Here is an 18,866-nt window from a genome sequence, read left to right as displayed (position 1 = left end):
ACATTTGAAACGCATTTCGGTGTGGGAGCGAGCCTGCTCGCGATGGCAGCAACGCGACGTCAAAGTCCTGCAATCAAATCCCGGTAATCCTCGACTGCGGCAAACTCCGCTGTGTCCTTCGGCCCTTTGCGGCTGTCCGGTTCTTTCACCGCCAGCAAGTGCGCCACGCCAAAATCCCTTGCACTGCGCAGGATCGGCAAGGTGTCGTCGATAAACAGGCTGCGCGCCGGATCAAAACTGATGTCCGCCCGCAAGGCATCCCAGAACTGCGGGTTCTCCTTGGGATAACCATAGTCGTGCGAGCTGATCAGCCGCTCGAAGTACGGCGCCAGTTCGATCCGCTCCAGTTTCAACGACAGCGAATCGCGGTGCGCATTGGTGATCATGATCACCCGTTTGCCGGCGCGTTTGATCGCGTCGAGAAAGGTATCGGCATCGGCGCGCAGGGCGATCAAGTGGGCGGTTTCCTGTTTCAATTCACGCACCGACAATTTCAGTTCCGCGCTCCAGAAATCCAGGCAGTACCACTGCAACTGGCCGGCGTGGCGCTCGAACAGCGGCTGCAATTCCAGCTCGGCCATGGCCCGGCTGATGCCGTGCAGTTCGGCGTAGCGCTGAGGCAGGTGCTCGAGCCAGAAATGGTTGTCGAAGTGCAGATCCAGCAGCGTGCCGTCCATGTCGAGCAGAACGGTATCGATGGCGGACCACGGTAAAGAAGGCATGGCAACGTCTCGAACGGTGAAAAGATATCCGACGCAAACAATCGGGAAAGCCGCGTTATAGTAGCGCGTTCACGCCAAGGAGCTTTGCATGCGCCAGAAACCCACCGTACTCGCCCGCGAGATCGTCGCCACCAGTCGCCTGTTTCGCGTCGAAGAACTCAAGCTGCGATTTTCCAATGGCGTGGAGCGTACTTACGAGCGTTTGGTCGGCAAGGGCGCGGGTTATGGCGCGGTGATGATCGTCGCGATGCTTGACGCCGAACACGCAGTGTTGATCGAGGAATACTGCGGCGGCACCGACGAATACGAACTGTCTCTGCCCAAAGGCCTGATCGAGCCGGGCGAGGACGTGCTGGCGGCGGCCGAGCGGGAGCTCAAGGAAGAGGCCGGTTATGGCGCGCGTCAACTGGAGCATCTGACCGAGCTGTCGCTGTCGCCCGGTTACATGAGCCAGAAAATCCAAGTGGTGCTGGCCACCGACCTGTATGAAGAGCGGCTGGAAGGCGATGAGCCGGAGCCGATGCGGGTCGACAAGGTCAACCTTCGCGAACTGTCGGCGCTGGCACAGAATCCGCAATTTTCCGAGGGCCGCGCGTTGGCAGCGCTGTATTTGACCCGTGACCTGCTGAGCCAGCGCGGGGTGTTCAGCTATGAGTGAGACGTCGATGAATTTTCCCCATCCGCTGATGGCACCTGTGGTTACGCTGGCTTTACAGGCTGGCGAGGCGATTCTGCCGTTCTGGCGTGCAGGCGTCGAAGTCACGGCCAAGTCCGATGATTCGCCGGTGACGGCTGCCGATCTGGCTGCGCATCACCTTATCGTTGCCGGGCTGACGGCGCTGGATCCGAGCATTCCGGTGCTCTCGGAAGAGGACGCCGACATCCCGCAAAGCGTGCGCGCCGGTTGGCAGCGCTGGTGGCTGGTGGATCCGCTGGACGGCACCAAGGAGTTCATCAGCGGTAGCGAGGAATTCACCGTCAACATCGCGCTGATCGAAAATGGCCGGGTGGTATTTGGCGTGGTGACGATGCCGACCAACGGTCGTTTTTACGTCGGCGGTGCCGGGCTCGGTGCATGGCGTGGCGACGAGGGCGCTACGCCGGTAGCGATTCGGGTGCGCGATGTGCCTGCGCCGGGCGAGGCGTTTACCGTGGTTGCCAGCCGTCGCCATTCCAGTCCCGAGCAAGAGCGTTTGCTGGCCGGGTTGAGCGCCAGTCTTGGCGAGCTGCAACTGGCCAATATCGGCAGTTCCTTGAAGTTCTGTCTGTTGGCCGAAGGTGCTGCTGATTGCTATCCGCGACTGGCGCCGACTTCGCAGTGGGACACGGCGGCAGCGCAGGGCGTGCTGGAAGGGGCGGGGGGCGAGGTACTGGATTTGAAGGGTGAAGCGTTCAGTTACCCTGCGCGGGAATCGCTGTTGAACGAGTTTTTTCTGGCGCTGCCGGCGAAGGCTGCGTGGCGCGGACGGTTGTTGGAGTTGGCCCGAGGCTAACTGGCTGATCCGCAATTCCCCTCACCCCAGCCCTCTCCCCCAGGAGAGGGAGCCGACCGAGTTGTCTGGCGCTATGCATCGACCCGGAGAATCGAGTCGATTGTGGATTCGGCGAAGCAGTTTCAGGTCGACGTAAATCTGTAGCATCCCCGTATCGGTTCCCTCTCCCTCGGGAGAGGGCTAGGGTGAGGGGCTGTTGATCTTCAACGGTGCAAAACGTACTGCCCGGTAAATCTCACCGCATCGTCCTCGCTTCCCGCATTCAGGATCCGCGTATCCAGCGTCAACCGCGCCCGTCCGTATCGCCGATACATCGCCACAAACCGCTTCCACACCGCGGCATCCGATGCCGGGCAGATCGCCACGGCGTCCCCGGTCACCGGCAGCGGATAACTGATCTGCCCTTCCTGAATGACGATGTGTCCGTCGGTAATCCCTTCTTCCTGCAAACGTAGATGCAACCAGCCCCAGCCGGCCAGCACCGCGCCGCAGTAGAGGCTGCCGCCAAACATGGTGCTCTTGTGATTGACGTTGGGCGCAAGTGGCAGGTGCAGGCTCAATTGCTGCTCACGCCACTCAAGCACTTTGAGGCCCATCTCGGCGGTCAGCGGAATGTCGTGATGCAGCACCGTTTGCAGGTATTCGCTTTCGCTGCTCATTCGTTGTCTTCCCCGTGGCTGCTGTCGCCGAAATTCAGACCGTGTTTGCGCAGCTTGTCGTGCAGGGTCTTGCGCGGAATACCCAAGGCTTCGGCGAGGCTGCGTACCGAGCTGTGCGAGCGCGCGAGTTCGGCGGCGATCAGCGATTTCTCGAAGTTTTCCACTTGCTCGCTGAGGCCGCCACTGACCACTTCTACCGGCGTGCCGCCGCTGCCATCAGCGCTGTTGTCCAGTGCCAGTTCAAGCCCGAGGGCGAAGCGTTCGGCGGCATTTTGCAGTTCACGCACATTGCCCGGCCAGGTGTGGCGCAGCAGCAGGGCGCGGTGTGCCGGTTGCAGCTCGTGGGGCGGCAAGCCGTGGCGGGCGCTGGCTTCATCGGCGTAGTGCTGGAACAGCACCAGTGCGTCTTCGCCGCGTTCGCGCAACGGTGGGATGCGCAGCGGCGCGACATTGAGGCGGTAATACAAGTCGGCGCGGAAGCGACCCTGATCCGCCGCTTGGCGCAGATCTTCCTTGGTCGCGGCGATGACGCGGATGTCCAGCGGGATCAACTGATTGCCGCCCAGGCGTTCGACGACGCGCTCCTGCAGCATGCGCAGCAGCTTCACTTGCACGTCCATGCTCATGCTTTCGATTTCGTCGAGGAACAGCGTGCCGCCGTTGGCGAATTCGAATTTGCCGATGCGGCGTTTCTGCGCGCCGGTGAAAGCGCCGGGTTCGTGACCGAACAGCTCGCTTTCCACCACCGATTCCGCCAGCGCGCCGGCGTTGATCGCTACGAACGGGCCGTTGCGACGGCTCGACAAATCGTGCAGCGCGCGGGCCACCACCTCTTTGCCGGCACCGGTTTCGCCGAGGATCAGCACGTCAGCCTTGGTCGCCGCCAGCGCACCGATCTGCTCACGCAGACGCAGCATCGGCGTCGAATGGCCGACCAGTCGCGCGCTCAATTCGTTGCGGTCGCTCAAGGCCAGACGCAGGCTGCGGTTGTCCAGCACCAGCCGCCGTAGCGCGAGGGCGCGACGGACGCTGTCGAGCAGCGCATCGCTGGCAAAGGGTTTTTCCAGAAAATCGTAAGCGCCGGCGCGCATCGCCTGCACCGCCAGCGGTACGTCGCCATGGCCGGTGATCAGCAGCACCGGCAACTCCGGATCCTGTGCATGCAACTCGCTCAACAGTTCGAGGCCGTCCATGCCCGGCATGCGGATGTCGCTGACCACCACCCCCGGCCAGTCACGCTCGAGTTGCGCGGCCAGGCCCTTGGCTTCGGACAGCGGCAGGATTTTCAGGCCGGCCAGGTCCAGGGTCTGGCCGAGAGCCTGGCGCAAGTGCGGATCGTCGTCGATCAACACTACCTGGATGCGATTGTCGATGGTCATGCACTTCGATCCTCGGACGGTTGCAGGCTGACTCCGGGCGCACCGGCGCGCAGGCGCAGGGTGATCAGGGCGCCGCCTTGCTTGTGGTTGGCGAACGACAGCTCGCCACCAAAGGCGCGCATCAGCGTTTCACAAATGGCCAGCCCCAGACCCAGACCCTGGGTGCGGGTCTTGGTGGTGTAAAAGGGCTCGCTGGCGCGGCCAAGAGCTTCCATGCAGAACCCGGGGCCGTTGTCGCGAATGTACAGATTGACGCCGTCGGCGGTGGCTTCGGCACTCAGCCACAATTTGCGCGGCGGGCCTTTTTCGGTCAGGGCATCGAGAGCATTGGCCAGCAGATTGCCGAGCACTTGGCGCAAGCGGGTTTCGCCGGCCTCGACCCACAGCGTCGCGGCTGGCAGATCGCGGATCAGTTCGACTTCCATGCTGCGCCGACGTTTGGCCAGCAATGCCAGCGCATCGTCCAATGCCGGTTGCAGAGCGACGCTTTCCGGTGCGTGGCGATCGCGCCGAGCGAAGGCGCGCAGATGGGCGATGATCGAGGCCATGCGCCCGGTCAGTTCGCTGATCAGCTTGAGGTTGCCGCGCGCGTCTTCGGTGCGCTGATGATCGAGCAGCACTTCGGCGTTTTCCGCATAGCTGCGAATCGCCGCCAGCGGTTGATTGAGTTCGTGACTGATGCTCGCCGACATGGTCCCCAGCGCCGACAATTTACCCGCCTGGACCAGATCGTCCTGGGCGCGCACCAGCTCCTGCTGCGCCTGCTCACGCTCGAGCACTTCCTGTTTCAAACGCCGGTTGAGGCCCTCCAGATCGCTGGTACGTTCAGCCACCCGGCCTTCCAGTTCGCGGCGGGCCTTGGCCTCGAACGCGATGCGCTCCAGATAATGCCGGCGACGTTGCATCATCAAACCCACCAGCAGCATCACCACCAACAGCGTGGCGCCGCCGATCGCAACCACCGTGCGCACCGGACGATCAATCAGCGTGCGCGGGGCGAGAATGCTCACGCTCCAGCCGGTTTCGGCGATGTCGTGAGTCTGCGTCAGCCAAGCGTCGGAGCTCAGGTTCAGCGGCCGCGGTTCACGGGTCGGGTAGGGCTGGATTGCGGTGATCGCGGCGCGCTCGGCATCGCTCAATGCACGGGTGGAGCGGAAACGCCATTCCGGGCGCGACGTCAGGATGACCACGCCGTTATGGTCGGTCACCAGCAATTGTTCCGGGGTTTTGCCCCACAGGCTTTCGGTGTGGTCGAGGTCGACCTTGATCACCAGCACGCCGATGATTTTCTCGCCGCTGCGCACAGCAGCGGCGAAGAAGTAGCCGCGTTTGGCGGAAGTGGTGCCGAGGCCGAAGAAGCGTCCGAGGCGCCCGGCCATGGCTTCGCTGAAATACGGGCGGAAGGCGAAGTTGCGGCCGACGAAGCTGTCGCGTTTGTCCCAGTTCGACGCCGCCAGCGTCTGGCCGGACGTGTCCATCAGGTACATGACTTCAGCGCCGGTCTGCGCGGCGATGTTTTTCAGCAGGCGATTGGCGTTGCCTTGGGTCACGCCGTCGTCCGGCGCACCAAGCACCGCGCGCAGGGCCGGCAGATCGCCGAGAATCTGCGGCAACACTTCGTAGCGATGCAGGGTGCCGAGCAGGTTGGCCACGTAAAGATCGAGGGTCTGGCGATTCTGCCCGGCGAGTTCGCTGCGGTAATAGCGCTCGGCGAGGTGTTCCAGCGGCCACAGCAGCGGCGCCAGGCATAGGGCCAACAGTGCGAGGCTGCGCCAGCGGGGTCTGCGGGGAAGCGGTGGTTTCATGTGCCGGATACCCCTGAGGTGACAGGCGCATTATGCCTTTGCTCTGTACCAAAACTGCCTGTGCGTCGATCATGCTGCGTTAAAAACAGGCTCGGAATGCTCATTTAGGGACCTAGACTCCGCTTCCTCGCCTGTTTTTGCCTTGCCTGATCACCGCTCGGCGAGTTTTTGTACAGACCTGGCCTCAGGCGAAGACGTCAGCGTCCTTGAGCAGCGCAGCCGCCTGGTCCTTGGCCGACAGCTTCGGCGCTTCGTCCAGTTGCCAGTCGATGCCCAGCGCCGGGTCGTCCCAGCGAATGCTGCGCTCGGAAGACGGGTCGTAATAGTTGGTGGTCTTGTAGAGGAATTCGGCGAACTCGCTCAGCACCACGAAACCGTGAGCGAAACCTTCCGGTACCCATAGCTGACGATGGTTTTCCGCCGACAGGCGCACCGCCACCGATTTGCCGAAATGCGGCGAGCTGCGACGGATGTCCACCGCCACATCGAGCACTTCACCCGCGGTCACACGAACCAGCTTGCCCTGGGTGTTCTGCAACTGGTAATGCAGACCACGCAGCACGCCTTTTTGCGAGCGCGAATGGTTGTCCTGCACAAACTGCGTTTCCAGACCGGTAGCGTCCTGAAACGCCTTGGCATTGAAACTCTCGTAGAAAAAACCACGCTCGTCGCCGAACACCTTGGGTTCGATGATCAGAACACCGGGCAGATCGGTGGTGATGACATTCATGAGGATTTCCATAGACAGGTTTGAATGGGCGACATTCTTGCGCAAAGCGCTGCGGGGCGCGAGTGCGGACTACGCCGGAGCGTCAATCGACCTCGCCAAAATACCAGTGTTCCTCTTCATAAGTCTGCCCATCCCAGCCTTCAACCTCGTAGCGCAAACCTCGTTCGCCCATGCCCTGTGGCAACACAAGACCCCATTCTTGAGCCAGGCTTTTGCCGGTTTCGACATATTCGCTGTCGGAGGCAGGGATGTGACCGCGGTGGTATTCCAGATCCGTATAGATACAGATTTCGCTGGAAAACATGCCGGGAACACAAATGGCTGCGACCACCCTGCAGTCAAGCGCATGCTCAGGACGAGCCAGGCGTAGATGCTGCGCCGCGTCGATCAAGTGCTGGGCACATTGCCTTTTCAGATCGGTTGTTGCCTGTTTTCCTTCGACCATCGCCATGTGAATCGGAATTTTCCAGTTCCAGTATTTATCTTCGATAGTGAGGTCGGCTGGAAAGTATCCCTCGAAATCGGCGGCCCAAGCAGCCAATGCACGTAAGCGGCGAGGGATGTTGCGAACCTTTTTGTCGGTAAGGGCGAGGCGACGATGGGACATGACTTGGGCTTGCATCCGTGCTGTGAATTCGGGGCGCAGATTGCACAGAGCGGCGCTGAAACACAATCTGAAAGTCTTGTAGGAAAGTTTGCCTGGGAGGCTTTCGCGATGATCTTGCCGTTTTCCTTTCACCGGCCAGCGTCTTGAGGGGTTGCGTAACCGCCAAGGCAATGGCGATATAAGCGCCTAATAAAATTTCAGGGGTCGTTTCATGCCGCTCGCCACGTTGATTCATCGCGCCAGTTTGCCCGGTCCGCAGGTTTCAGAGGCGCAGGCGCTGCAATGGCTGGCCGATTATTACGGGTTCAGCGGCACGTTGCTGGCGCTGGGCAGCCAGCAGGATCTGAATTATCGCGTCGACAGCGAGCGTGGACGCTTCGTGCTGAAAGTCTGTCGTGGCGACTACGCTCTTGTTGAGCTGCAAGCCCAGCACGCCGGGCTCAAATACTTGGCCGAGCATTCGGCGATCAAGGTGCCGCGCGTCATCGCAGCCAATAACGGTGCAGATCTGTTGTCGCTGCAAGCCAATCGCGAAACGGTGCATGTGCGCTTGCTGGAGTATATCGACGGCCAGCCGTTGACCGATTTCGATCATCTTGGCCAGGACGTGGTCGCCGGGTTTGGCCGACTCTGTGGCGAGATGGATTTGGCGCTGGCCGGCTTCGATCACCCGGGCCTTGAACGCACCCTACAGTGGGACGCGCGTCACGCCAGCACGTTGATCAATCATCTGTTGCCGGTGATCACCGACGCGCAGCAGCGTGCGGCGATCAGCGCTGCCGCCGAGCAGGCCGAGCGCCGTTTGCAGCCGCTGCTGGACAAACTGCCGGTGCAGGCGATTCACATGGACATCACCGATGACAACGTCGTCTGGGCGCGTGATGCCCAGCGGCATTGGCAGTTGCAGGGTGTGATCGACTTCGGCGATCTGGTGCGCACCTGGCGTATCACCGATCTGTCGGTGACCTGTGCGGCTTTGCTGCATCACGCCGATGGCGATCCGTTTGTCATCCTGCCGGCGGTCAAGGCTTATCACGCGGTCAATCCGTTGCAGTACGCTGAGCTGCAAGCGCTGTGGCCATTGATCGTGGCGCGGGCGGCGGTGCTGGTGCTCAGTGGCGAGCAACAGGTGAGTATCGACCCCACCAATACGTATAGCCGCGACAATCTCAGTCACGAGTGGGAAATCTTTCGCGTCGCGACATCGGTGCCACAGGCGCTGATGGAAGCGGCGATTCTCAGCGCCGTGGGCCAGACCGTGCCGAAGGTCGAAAAACCGGAATTTGCGCCATTGCTGCCCGGATTGGTCGGGCGCGAATTCGCGTTGATCGATCTGGGCGTGTTGAGCCCGCACTTCGAGGCGGGTAATTGGGAGCAGCCGGGCATTGATCAGCGCTTGCTGACAGAAGCCGCAGCGGTCCATGGGCTGGCGGCGACGCGTTATGGCCAGTACCGCTTGTCACGCACCCGCCCGGACAGTGCGACTGAACCGGATACGTTCCCGTTGCATGTCGAATTGCGTGTGCCGACCGGAACCGAAGTTCAAGCACCGTTCGCTGGCGTTCTGAAGCAAGCGGCAAACGGTGCGCTGCAACTCGATGGCCCACAGTTCAGTGTTCGCCTGTGGGGCGTGACGCCTGTTCTTGAACATGGGGTGGCAGTGGATAGAGGCCAGAAACTCGGTGAAGTCACTGGGCCGCTGATTGTGCAGTTGTGCCGAGAAGCAGAGCTCGACGCGCCGCTGTTCTGCACGCCGCCCCGTGCATCGGCGTGGCAGGCGTTGTGCCCGTCACCGGCGATGCTGCTCGGGCTGGCCTGCGACGCCGAGCCTGAGCTGGACGCGAATACCCTGCTCGAACGCCGCGATGCCAGTTTTGCCCGCACGCAAAAACACTATTACGTTGACCCGCCGCGCATTGAACGCGGCTGGCGCAATCACCTGATTGATATGCAGGGCCGATCCTATCTGGACATGCTCAACAACGTCGCCGTGCTCGGCCACGGTCACCCTCGGATGGCGGCGGTCGCGGCGCGGCAGTGGTCGTTGCTCAATACCAATTCGCGCTTCAACTACGCGGCGGTCGCCGAATTTTCCGAGCGCTTGCTGAAGCTGGCGCCGGAGGGCATGGATCGCGTGTTCCTGGTCAACAGCGGCAGTGAGGCCAATGACCTGGCGATTCGTCTGGCCTGGGCCTACAGCGGCGGGCGCGACATGATCAGTGTGCTTGAGGCGTATCACGGCTGGACGATCGGCGCCGATGCGGTATCGACGTCGATTGCTGACAACCCGAAGGCGCTGGAAAGTCGCCCGGACTGGGTGCACCCAGTGCCAGCGCCGAACACTTATCGCGGCGAATTCCGTGGCGCCGATTCGGCGCCGGATTACGTGCGCAGCGTCGAGCATCATCTGCAAAAACTGGCCGAGCAAAAGCGGCAACTGGCCGGTTTCATCTGCGAGCCGGTCTACGGCAATGCCGGGGGTATTTCTTTACCGCCGGGCTATTTGCCGCAGGTGTATGAAAAGGTCCGCGCGCAGGGCGGGGTGTGCATCGCTGACGAAGTGCAGGTCGGTTACGGGCGCATGGGTCATTTTTTCTGGGGCTTCGAAGAGCAGGGCGTGGTGCCGGACATCATCACCATGGCCAAGGGCATGGGTAACGGTCAGCCACTTGGCGCGGTGATCACTCGCCGGGAAATCGCCGAGGCGCTGGAGGCTGAGGGCTATTTCTTCTCGTCGGCGGGCGGCAGTCCGGTCAGTTGTCAGATCGGCATGGCGGTGCTCGATGTGATGGAGGAAGAAAAGCTCTGGGAAAACGCCCAGGTCGTCGGCGGCCACTTCAAGGCGCGCCTGGAAGCGTTAATCGATAAACATCCGTTGGTCGGCGCGGTGCACGGCTCCGGGTTTTATCTCGGGCTGGAGCTGATCCGCAATCGCCAGACCCTGGAACCGGCAACTGCCGAGACTGCATTGCTGTGTGATCGCCTGCGCGAGTTGGGGATCTTCATGCAGCCGACCGGCGATGACTTGAACATCCTCAAGATCAAGCCACCGATGGTGACGTCGCGCCAGAGCGTGGATTTCTTTGTCGATATGCTGGATCGGGTGCTTACCGAAGGCCTTTAAGCAACGCACATCCCCTGTGGGAGCGCGCCTGCTCGCGAAAGCTGTGTATCAGTCGCCACATGCGGTGACTGACACAGCGCATTCGCGAGCAGGCTCGCTCCCACATTTGTTTTCGGTCTTAAGTCCGATTTGTATCGATTTAATTGGCGTTCAAACAGAGAGATTCCTTCTTTACAGCTTCTAAAGCCGATATTTATCGGTTATAAAGTCGCCATTGCTCCGGCATGGTGATCTCTTGTCCGGTGCGCGCGTTTTCTTTTCGGTTGAATTCTTCGACCGTCAAAGCACTAGCCCGGAGATGATTCATGAGCCGTATCGTTACCGTCGCCGCCACGCAGATGGCCTGTTCGTGGGACCTGGAAGCCAACCTCGAAACCGCTGAAAGACTGGTCCGCGAAGCCGCCGCTAAAGGCGCGCAGATCATCCTCATCCAGGAACTGTTCGAGGCGCCGTACTTCTGCCAGAAGCCCAATCCGGATTACCTGCAACTGGCGACGACGGTTGAAGAGAACGTCGCCATCAAGCATTTCCGGAAAATCGCCAAAGAGCTGCAAGTGGTGCTGCCGATCAGCTTCTACGAACTGGCAGGGCGTGCACGCTTCAACAGCATCGCGATCATCGACGCCGACGGCAGCAACCTCGGGATTTATCGTAAAAGCCATATCCCCGACGGCCCGGGCTATCACGAAAAGTATTACTTCAACCCGGGCGACACCGGCTTCAAGGTATGGAACACCCGATACGCAAAAATCGGCGTGGGCATCTGCTGGGACCAGTGGTTCCCGGAAGCGGCGCGCAGCATGGCCTTGCAAGGCGCGGAAATTCTCTTTTATCCGACCGCGATCGGCAGCGAGCCGCACGACAAGACCATTTCTTCGCGCGATCACTGGCAGCGGGTGCAGCAGGGCCATGCCGGCGCCAACCTGATGCCGCTGATCGCCAGCAACCGCATCGGCAATGAAGAGCAGGACGGCTACGACATCACCTTCTACGGCTCGTCGTTCATCGCCAATCAGTTCGGCGAAAAAGTGCAGGAGCTGAATAAAACCGAAGAAGGTATTCTTGTGCACACGTTCAACCTCGACGAGCTGGAACATATTCGCAGCGCGTGGGGTTCATTCCGCGACCGCCGGCCGAATCTGTACGGCGCGTTGAAAACCCTCGACGGTTCCTTGGAGTCCTGATGACCACATTGAAAAGTACCCCACGCGCCGATGGCTTCTATATGCCGGCCGAGTGGGCGCCACAAACCCAGACCTGGATGATCTGGCCCGAGCGTCCGGACAACTGGCGTCTGGGTGGCAAACCGGCGCAGGCCGCGCACGCCACAGTGGCCAAAGCCATCGCCCGCTTCGAGCCGGTGACCGTTGCCGTCTCCGCCGGCCAATACGAAAACGCCCGCGCGCGCCTCGATGTGCCGAATATCCGCGTGGTGGAAATGTCCAGCGACGACGCCTGGGTTCGTGACAGCGGCCCGACCTTCGTGATCAATAACCATGGTGAAGTGCGCGGTGTGAACTGGGATTTCAACGCCTGGGGCGGTTTCGATGGCGGCCTGTATGCACCGTGGAACCGTGATTCGCAGGTCGGCGGCAAGATCCTCGAGATCGAGCGCAGCCCGCGTTACCGCACCGAAGGTTTCGTGCTCGAAGGCGGTTCGATTCATGTCGACGGCGAAGGCACGCTGATCACCACCGAAGAATGCCTGCTCAACCGCAATCGCAACCCGCACCTGAGCCGCGAAGAAATCGAAGCCGTACTCAGCGACAACCTGTCTGTGGACAAGATCATCTGGTTGCCGGATGGCTTGTTCAGCGATGAAACCGACGGCCATGTGGATAACTTCTGCTGCTACGTGCGTCCGGGCGAAGTGCTGCTGGCGTGGACCGATGATCCGCAGGATCCGAACTACCCGCGCTGCCAGGCGGCAATGAAAGTGCTGCAAAGCAGCACCGATGCCAAGGGCCGCCCGTTCACGGTGCACAAAATGCCGATTCCTGGGCCGCTGTACGCGACCGAAGAAGAGTGTGCCGGCGTCGATGCGGTGGACGGTTCGCAGGAGCGCAATCCTTCCGTGCGTCTGGCCGGTTCCTACGTGAACTTTCTGATCGTCAACGGTGGCATCATCGCGCCGAGCTTCGACGACCCGAAGGACGCCCCGGCCAGGGAAATCCTGCAGAAGCTGTTTCCGCAGCACGAAGTCGTGATGGTGCCGGGCCGCGAACTGTTACTGGGTGGCGGCAATATTCACTGCCTTACCCAACAGCAGCCAGCGCCGCACAAAGAGTGAGTTGAGTCGTAACAGCTTGAGTTGATTCACAAATCAGCCAGGCAATGATTAGCTCGCTCAGCATCAAAGCAAGCCCGCGGCCCGTCAGGACCGCGGGCTTGTTTGTATCCGCCGGTCGACATTCGGGTCGCCTTGGCATAGCTCTTGTATTGCTCCTGATGCACTAGGGAGGGAGGGGAACTTCAACAGTTCTGTCACAAACCTTGGATAACGTAGCCGCTCACGAACGGGGAGAGAGCGCTGAAATGAACGCCGAAGTGAACGTAATCAGCGAGCGGACTGTGCATCCCATGGCCGTCAACGGCGAATCGCTCCAGCTTGTCGCGCACTGGTTGAAGTCCAATGGAACGCGTCAGATCAGACAACCTGATCCGCGCCGGATGATGATCGAGCGCTACCCCGCTGGCCTGTTCAGCGAGGCCGAGCTGGAAGCCTTGTGGGATGTGATGGAAGGATAAGAACAATAGGGATTGGTAAAAGCGCTGCCGGGATGGCGGCGCTTTTTTTGCCTAATTTTTATCCACAGGTATTCAAAAGTGGGAGCGAGCCTGCTCGCGAAGGCGTCAGCACTGCCAGTGACTTTGTTGACTGATCCAGCGCTTCGCGAGCAGGCTCGCTCCCACAGTTCAAACTCCCTGTTTAATCCGTTTTTTCTGCAACCGCCCAGCAAAAAAATTACGTTTCTTAGACGTTTTTCGCCTATTTAAAGACGATTCTTGAAATTGACACACAGTTCAGGGCGCGGCTACGATTCGGCCCAACGCCTGTGGCTAACCGCCATGACTCAAAATAAGGAGCAGGCCCGCCATGACGTTAACGTCGGCGGGCTTTTTTGTTTCGGGGTGAATACAAGAGTGCAGAAAGCGCCGTTTCAGCCGTTCGACACAGCGCGTTTCAACCCGTAATAAGGAAAACAAAATGTTGAACAAGCGAATCAGTCTGATCGCACTGGGGATGTTGAGTGCTACACAGGCCATGGCTAACGACCAGGCCGAATCCAAGGGTTTCGTTGAAGACAGCAGCCTGAAAGTACTGTTGCGCAACGCCTACATCAATCGTGATTACAAAGACGGTAACAAGGACAAGGCCGAATGGGGCCAAGCGGCCATCGGTACGTTCTCGTCGGGCTTCACTCAAGGCACCGTCGGTGTCGGCGTGGACGCTTTCGGTCTGTACGCATTGCGCCTGGACGGCGGCAAGGGCCGTAGCGGCGCCGGCGGCATCGACTTCTTCAAACAGGAAAATGACGGTCGTGCGAACCACGACATCGCCAAGGGCGGTGCTGCGGTCAAGTTTCGCGTATCCAACACCGTACTGACCTACGGCGACCAGATGCCGGCCCTGCCGGTGCTGAGCTACGACAACGTGCGTCTGCTGCCGGAAAGCTATACCGGTACTTTGATCACCTCCCGTGAGATCCAAGGCCTGGAATTGAACGCCGGCCGATTCACCGCCGAGTCGCGCAAGAGCGATGAAGGCCGTGACAGCGGCGGTCTGAAGTCGATCAACGTGTTGGGCGGCAGCTATCAGTTCACCGAACACTTCAAAGGCGCGCTGTATGCGTCCGACGTTGAAGACGTCTTGAAGAAACAGTACGTGAACGCCAACTATGTGATTCCGTTCAACAAGGATCAGTCCCTGACCCTGGACTTCAACGGCTATCGCACCAAGCTGGACAACTCCTATGTCCGCGAAAACGGTGTAACTGGCGACGACAACAAGATCTGGAGCCTGGCAGCCACTTTCGCCACCGGCCCGCACTCGTTCACCGTGGCGCATCAGCGTTCCACTGGCGACAGCAACCTGGGCTACGCCTATGGCGGCTACCAGAAAGACCAGGGTCGTGTCGGCGACGGTGGTAACTCCATCTACCTGGCCAACTCCTACTGGTCTGACTTCAACGCCGAAGACGAACGCAGCTGGCAGCTGGGTTATGGCCTGGATTTTGGTTCGTTCGGCGTTCCGGGTCTGAGCTACAACTTCGCTTACGTGCGCGGCGACAACATCACCACGTCCACCAGCGAAGGCGGCACCGAGCGCGAGATCTTCAACCAGTTCAAGTACGTCGTGCAAAGTGGCCCGGCCAAAGACCTGAGCGTGAAGTTGCGCAGTTCGATCCTGCGCGTGTCGCAGAAATCCAGCGAGTACAACGTCAGCGGTAACGAACTGCGTGTATTCGTGGACTATCCGATCAATATCTTCTGATGATCGATCCGCTGTAAGAAAAATGAGAAAACCCCGATTCGTTCGGGGTTTTTTTTCGGCGGTTTTTCAGCGAAAACCGCAAATAACCGGTGTTCTTGTCATGTAAAAGTCGTTTTTCAAGCGCTGCAGATTCCGTTTCAAGCAGTGCTTCAAATGCCTGAAATTCTTTCTCATGGACGCAAATTCTCCACCCAATAGATTAGGGCGTTCAACGCAGCGGAGAATTTGGTAATGATCGTTTTGAACAGAGAAGTGGGCGAATCGCTACGGCGCGACAAGTTTGTCAACGTCCAGGGTGGTGACTTCAATCTCTACGGTCATTTTGCCGACTTCGTCAGACTGACCAAGAGTTGGGAAAACATGGAGCCTGACAGTTACTACGGTCAGGCCGAAGCCGGCATGCGTTATCGTCGTTACAGCGACTTTGAATACAACCCGAAAACCCGTGAGCTCAAGCAACTTGAGCATCGCGCTTACGTGCAATCGAAAGAGAACAACGCTTACGTCGGTGGCGTGGTACGACACTTTCAGGACTTTTCCGAAGAAGTGATCTCTTCGCCGGTGATGCGCAGCCTGATCGACACCGATTTCGAAGTGTACAAAAGTGTCCTGCCGGAAGAGTTGCACGATGAAATCTGGCAGTGCCAGATCCATCAGATCCGCATCGAGATCAAACCCGGCAAGCAGCTGGAAATCACCCCTGAAGGCATTCATTGCGACGGCTATCCGTTCAGCGGCGTGCACTTCTGGGGGCGCAATAATGTCGAGGGCGCTGAGAGTCGTTTGTATGACATTCATCAGCAGCAGCTGGCGGCGACCACCTACGAGGAAATTCTCGATACCACCTATTTCCTTGATCGCGACATGCGCCATTACGTGACCCCGGCGCGCAACACCCACACCCATGCCATGGCGTACCGGCAGATTCTGGCGATTTCCTTCTCGCGGCCCGGGACCGCTTTCGACATTGTTCGCTAATCAGATCACCCCAATCGACGGCGTCGAGTGCTCGACGCCAGTGGTACTGCGCCGCGCCACCGCCAAGGATGCGCAACGCATGGAGCGCTTCTTCCGCCAGTTCGACGAAGTGTCGTTCTGCGAATGGCAGGACGCCAAATGCCTGCGCGGCGTGTTGATCCAGAAAACCACCACGGCGTACCTGGCTTTCGATGTCGAGGGCGAGATCGTCGGCGCGGTGCTCGGCGGCATGCTCGGCAGTCGCGGCACGATCAACCATCTGGCCGTGAGCCCGCGTTACCGCAGCCAGGGCGTGGGCCAGCGTCTGGTCGAAGCAGCGTCGTCCGACATGAAACGGGTCGGGGTGCTGCGGATGTTTCTGTTCGTCGACGATGCTAACCTCGCGGGCAAGCGATTCTGGACCGCCCAGGGTTTTTGCGAGCCTCACGGCGAAAGAACATTTGAGAGGGATCTATGAATGAAAGGTCCGGCAGCGCGCCGCTGATGGCGACTCATCAGCCGTCGCGCACGTTTGCCGAAGCCAGCCCGGTGGTCGCCGGGTATTTCACCGTGTCGTTTGTCTTCGGGCTGATGGCGGTCAACGCCGGCCTGCCGATGTGGCTGCCGGTGGCGATGTGCTTGTTTGTCTATGCCGGCGCTTCGCAATTCGCCGCGCTGGCGCTGATCTCCAGCGGCGCATCGCTGACCACCATTGTGCTGACCACTTTCCTGATCAATGCGCGGCACATGCTGATGTCGGTGTACATGGCCAAAGCCCTGCGTGCATTGGGCTTGAGCCGCATGGAGCGTTGGGCTTACGCCGGTGGCCTGACGGATGAATCCTTCGCCTTTCATAGCGTCAAGCTCGGCACGGGCGCACCGGTCAACGTGCGTTACCTGATCGGTTTCAATCTGTTCTGCCACACCTCGTGGGTGCTCGGCGGTTTGCTCGGTGCGGTCTGCGCGCAGTACGCGGCGCACTTGATCAAATATCAGCTCGATTACGCGCTGACGGCGATGATGCTCTACGTGCTGGTCTCGCTGTGCAACACGCGTAACAAATTGATTGCGGCCGCTGCTGCCGTGGTCTGCATGGGCGCGCTGAGCCTGATCGGCAGTTCGCCCTTCAACGTATTTATCGCCACGTTTGTGGGCTGCGGAGTGGGTGTATGCCTGACCAAACGTTCCTGATTCTGGTGGTGGTGCTGATGATGGCGGTGACCTTCCTGCCGCGCGCCTTGCCGCTGCAGATCAACACCGAACACTGGCCGCCGTTCGTGGCGCGCGCACTGGAATATCTGCCGGTGGCGATCGTCGCTGCGATCAGCCTCACGCCCCTGTTGATCAAGGACCGGCAGATCCAGCTCGATCGCCCGGAATTCTATGCCGCGATTCCGACGTTGCTATGTGCGTATTTCAGCAAAAACCTCTTTCTCAGTGTGGCGGTGGGGACGGCTGCGTACATTGCGCTCGGCTCGTTCATGTAGCGGCAGATCAACGACGTCGTTCAGCGCCTGGTGGGACAACTCCGGGTTGTTTACCGCCAGCCGGACTTCGAGGAAATCCTCGAAACCGGGAAAAATCGTCAGGCCGTTCTTCTGCGCCGCTTCACGCGAGACCATGCCGACCGCATCCATCTGCGTGATCAACGACAGCGTCAGGGTTTCGCTGCAGGAATAGACCATGCGCTGGCCGTTCTCGTGATTGCCCAGCCCGGCGTCGAGAAAACGCAAAAAGCTGTGGGAATACGGACAATCTTCCGCAGGACGCACTTGAAACTTGTTGCCCAGCAACGTCAGCGGATCGTTTTCCTGACCGCAATGCGCACCGACCACCTGCACCTGCACATCCGGCAGGACGATGCTCGGCAGCCCCGGCCGCTGCGGGCCGATCAGCACGGCAAGGTCGAAATCCTCGTTCTTCAGCTTGCTGAGGTTTTCCATCGACTCGGCGTAGCTGAACTCCATCTGGTAATCGGGAAACACCTCGATCAGGCGCCCGATCATGCGCCGGTTGAAATCAGGCGACAGGGTGTTGTTCAACGCCACCTTCAACGTCCGCTGCCCTGGCACCTTCAGCGCTTCGACCTTTTCTTCCATCTGTCGCGTGGCGATCAACACTTTGTCAATGTAGGGCGTGAGCTCCGTGCCTTGCGGCGTCAGCGTCAGGCCTTTGTTGGAACGGCGAAACAAGCGGAAACCGAACTGCTCTTCGACCTTGTTCAACTGTGCGGCCAACGCCTGCACGGTCAGGCACGAATGCTCGGCTGCGGCCGACAACGAGCCGGTCTGCACGATGCGCATGAGGTTGCGTAAGGTTCTGCTATCCATGGGTAATGCCCTCTGAAGTGGGCTGGGTATTGTTGTTTACGAAACGACCGAAACGGCGCCATATGCCGGCTATATTCCTGCACCTGAGCATAGTTGTCGCGGATTTAGTAGCGAATTGATTTCCCCGCCGATGGCTGGAGGCTGACAGAGGATCGGGGTTTTTGCTGGGGTGGGGGTGATGGAGATCAAAAAATGTGTGCAAGCAGTATGGATTTTTCAGTCTGTACGGTTGTTCATCAGTGTATTAATTTTGAGTAAATGTACAGATATGTACTAACCTCAAGGCATGATGATTTCTCTGGAGGCGGCCAAATGCCAACTTCATCTACTGCGTTAAACCCACGCGAACAACTCGACGCCCCCGAAGCCGGGCGCGTTGCGCTGAAGTTCTTCTTCAACCTCATGGAGCACTGGGGCTGCAATGCCGAGCAACAACGCACCCTGCTCGGAGGAGTCGGTAACACCACGTTCTATAAATACAAACACCTGCCAAACATCCGCCTGCCCCACGACACCCTTGAGCGCATTTCTTATCTGATGGGCATCCACAAGGCGTTGAGCATTA

19 protein-coding genes are annotated in these 18,866 nt (G+C 59.7%); 12 read left to right on the top strand and 7 right to left on the bottom strand.

Going from position 1 to position 18,866, the window contains the following annotated elements:
- Window positions 1-59: 59 nt before the first annotated feature.
- Complete coding sequence (yrfG, locus tag OQK_RS09485; RefSeq protein WP_016772167.1) at window positions 60-722, bottom strand: GMP/IMP nucleotidase; 663 nt, start codon at window positions 720-722, stop codon at window positions 60-62.
- An 88-nt stretch (window positions 723-810) separates the two neighbouring features.
- Here yrfG and nudE point away from each other — a divergent pair, with 88 nt between their 5' ends.
- Both nudE and cysQ read left to right on the top strand, forming a co-directional pair.
- Entirely contained in the window at window positions 811-1,380 is a 570-nt protein-coding gene (gene nudE / locus OQK_RS09480; protein ID WP_016772166.1) for an ADP compounds hydrolase NudE, read from the top strand.
- A gap of 7 nt (window positions 1,381-1,387) precedes the next feature.
- Window positions 1,388-2,215, top strand: a complete 828-nt coding sequence (gene cysQ / locus OQK_RS09475; RefSeq protein ID WP_016772165.1) for a 3'(2'),5'-bisphosphate nucleotidase CysQ — start codon at window positions 1,388-1,390, stop codon at window positions 2,213-2,215.
- A 203-nt stretch (window positions 2,216-2,418) separates the two neighbouring features.
- Here cysQ and OQK_RS09470 read toward each other — a convergent pair whose 3' ends face one another.
- The 5 genes from OQK_RS09470 to OQK_RS09450 all read right to left on the bottom strand — a co-directional run bounded on the left by OQK_RS09470 (window position 2,419) and on the right by OQK_RS09450 (window position 7,395).
- A complete protein-coding gene (locus tag OQK_RS09470) occupies window positions 2,419-2,874 on the bottom strand; it encodes a YiiD C-terminal domain-containing protein (RefSeq protein WP_016772164.1) in 456 nt (151 codons plus the stop codon).
- The gene (locus OQK_RS09465) at window positions 2,871-4,253 is read right to left on the bottom strand and encodes a sigma-54-dependent transcriptional regulator (RefSeq protein WP_016772163.1); all 1,383 of its coding nucleotides are present in this window, start codon (window positions 4,251-4,253) and stop codon (window positions 2,871-2,873) included. The genes OQK_RS09470 and OQK_RS09465 overlap by 4 nt, the downstream gene beginning before the upstream one ends.
- Entirely contained in the window at window positions 4,250-6,058 is a 1,809-nt protein-coding gene (locus tag OQK_RS09460; RefSeq protein ID WP_016772162.1) for a sensor histidine kinase, read from the bottom strand. The genes OQK_RS09465 and OQK_RS09460 overlap by 4 nt, the downstream gene beginning before the upstream one ends.
- Before the next feature lie 184 nt (window positions 6,059-6,242).
- Window positions 6,243-6,788: a dTDP-4-dehydrorhamnose 3,5-epimerase gene (rfbC, locus tag OQK_RS09455; RefSeq protein ID WP_016772161.1), complete on the bottom strand. Its 546-nt coding sequence runs from the start codon at window positions 6,786-6,788 to the stop codon at window positions 6,243-6,245.
- Window positions 6,789-6,870: 82 nt separating this feature from the next.
- On the bottom strand, window positions 6,871-7,395 hold the full coding sequence (locus tag OQK_RS09450) for a DUF3916 domain-containing protein (RefSeq protein WP_038861161.1): 525 nt from the start codon (window positions 7,393-7,395) through the stop codon (window positions 6,871-6,873).
- 211 nt (window positions 7,396-7,606) lie between these two features.
- Here OQK_RS09450 and OQK_RS09445 point away from each other — a divergent pair, with 211 nt between their 5' ends.
- The 9 genes from OQK_RS09445 to OQK_RS29160 all read left to right on the top strand — a co-directional run bounded on the left by OQK_RS09445 (window position 7,607) and on the right by OQK_RS29160 (window position 17,458).
- The gene (locus tag OQK_RS09445) at window positions 7,607-10,519 is read left to right on the top strand and encodes an aminotransferase (protein WP_016772159.1); all 2,913 of its coding nucleotides are present in this window, start codon (window positions 7,607-7,609) and stop codon (window positions 10,517-10,519) included.
- Window positions 10,520-10,824: 305 nt separating this feature from the next.
- Window positions 10,825-11,703, top strand: a complete 879-nt coding sequence (aguB, locus tag OQK_RS09440) for an N-carbamoylputrescine amidase (RefSeq protein ID WP_016772158.1) — start codon at window positions 10,825-10,827, stop codon at window positions 11,701-11,703.
- The gene (gene aguA, locus OQK_RS09435) at window positions 11,703-12,809 is read left to right on the top strand and encodes an agmatine deiminase (RefSeq protein WP_016772157.1); all 1,107 of its coding nucleotides are present in this window, start codon (window positions 11,703-11,705) and stop codon (window positions 12,807-12,809) included. Before aguB ends, aguA begins: the two co-directional genes overlap by 1 nt.
- 245 nt (window positions 12,810-13,054) lie before the next feature.
- Complete coding sequence (locus OQK_RS09430) at window positions 13,055-13,267, top strand: hypothetical protein (protein ID WP_016772156.1); 213 nt, start codon at window positions 13,055-13,057, stop codon at window positions 13,265-13,267.
- Between the two features lie 460 nt (window positions 13,268-13,727).
- Entirely contained in the window at window positions 13,728-15,014 is a 1,287-nt protein-coding gene (locus OQK_RS09425; protein WP_016772155.1) for an OprD family porin, read from the top strand.
- A gap of 231 nt (window positions 15,015-15,245) precedes the next feature.
- Window positions 15,246-15,992, top strand: a complete 747-nt coding sequence (locus OQK_RS09420; protein WP_016772154.1) for a 2OG-Fe dioxygenase family protein — start codon at window positions 15,246-15,248, stop codon at window positions 15,990-15,992.
- A gap of 79 nt (window positions 15,993-16,071) precedes the next feature.
- A complete protein-coding gene (locus OQK_RS09415; protein WP_003220700.1) occupies window positions 16,072-16,449 on the top strand; it encodes a GNAT family N-acetyltransferase in 378 nt (125 codons plus the stop codon).
- Window positions 16,446-17,162, top strand: coding sequence for an AzlC family ABC transporter permease (locus tag OQK_RS09410; RefSeq protein WP_016772152.1), 717 nt, complete (start codon window positions 16,446-16,448; stop codon window positions 17,160-17,162). Before OQK_RS09415 ends, OQK_RS09410 begins: the two co-directional genes overlap by 4 nt.
- Window positions 17,141-17,458, top strand: a complete 318-nt coding sequence (locus tag OQK_RS29160; RefSeq protein WP_024011198.1) for an AzlD domain-containing protein — start codon at window positions 17,141-17,143, stop codon at window positions 17,456-17,458. The genes OQK_RS09410 and OQK_RS29160 overlap by 22 nt, the downstream gene beginning before the upstream one ends.
- Here OQK_RS29160 and OQK_RS09405 read toward each other — a convergent pair.
- Entirely contained in the window at window positions 17,375-18,301 is a 927-nt protein-coding gene (locus tag OQK_RS09405) for a LysR family transcriptional regulator (protein ID WP_016772151.1), read from the bottom strand. The two genes, OQK_RS29160 and OQK_RS09405, sit on opposite strands and share 84 nt — an antisense overlap.
- Before the next feature lie 312 nt (window positions 18,302-18,613).
- Here OQK_RS09405 and OQK_RS09400 point away from each other — a divergent pair.
- Window positions 18,614-18,866 (top strand): antitoxin Xre-like helix-turn-helix domain-containing protein (locus OQK_RS09400; protein ID WP_016772150.1); only part of this gene is annotated, 253 nt, incomplete at its 3' end.

This window comes from Pseudomonas sp. R62 (assembly GCF_000257605.1).
Classification (GTDB): domain Bacteria; phylum Pseudomonadota; class Gammaproteobacteria; order Pseudomonadales; family Pseudomonadaceae; genus Aquipseudomonas; species Aquipseudomonas atacamensis.
The sequence above is the reverse complement of the archived record's forward strand: the minus strand, read 5'-3'. Positions and strand labels throughout refer to the sequence as shown.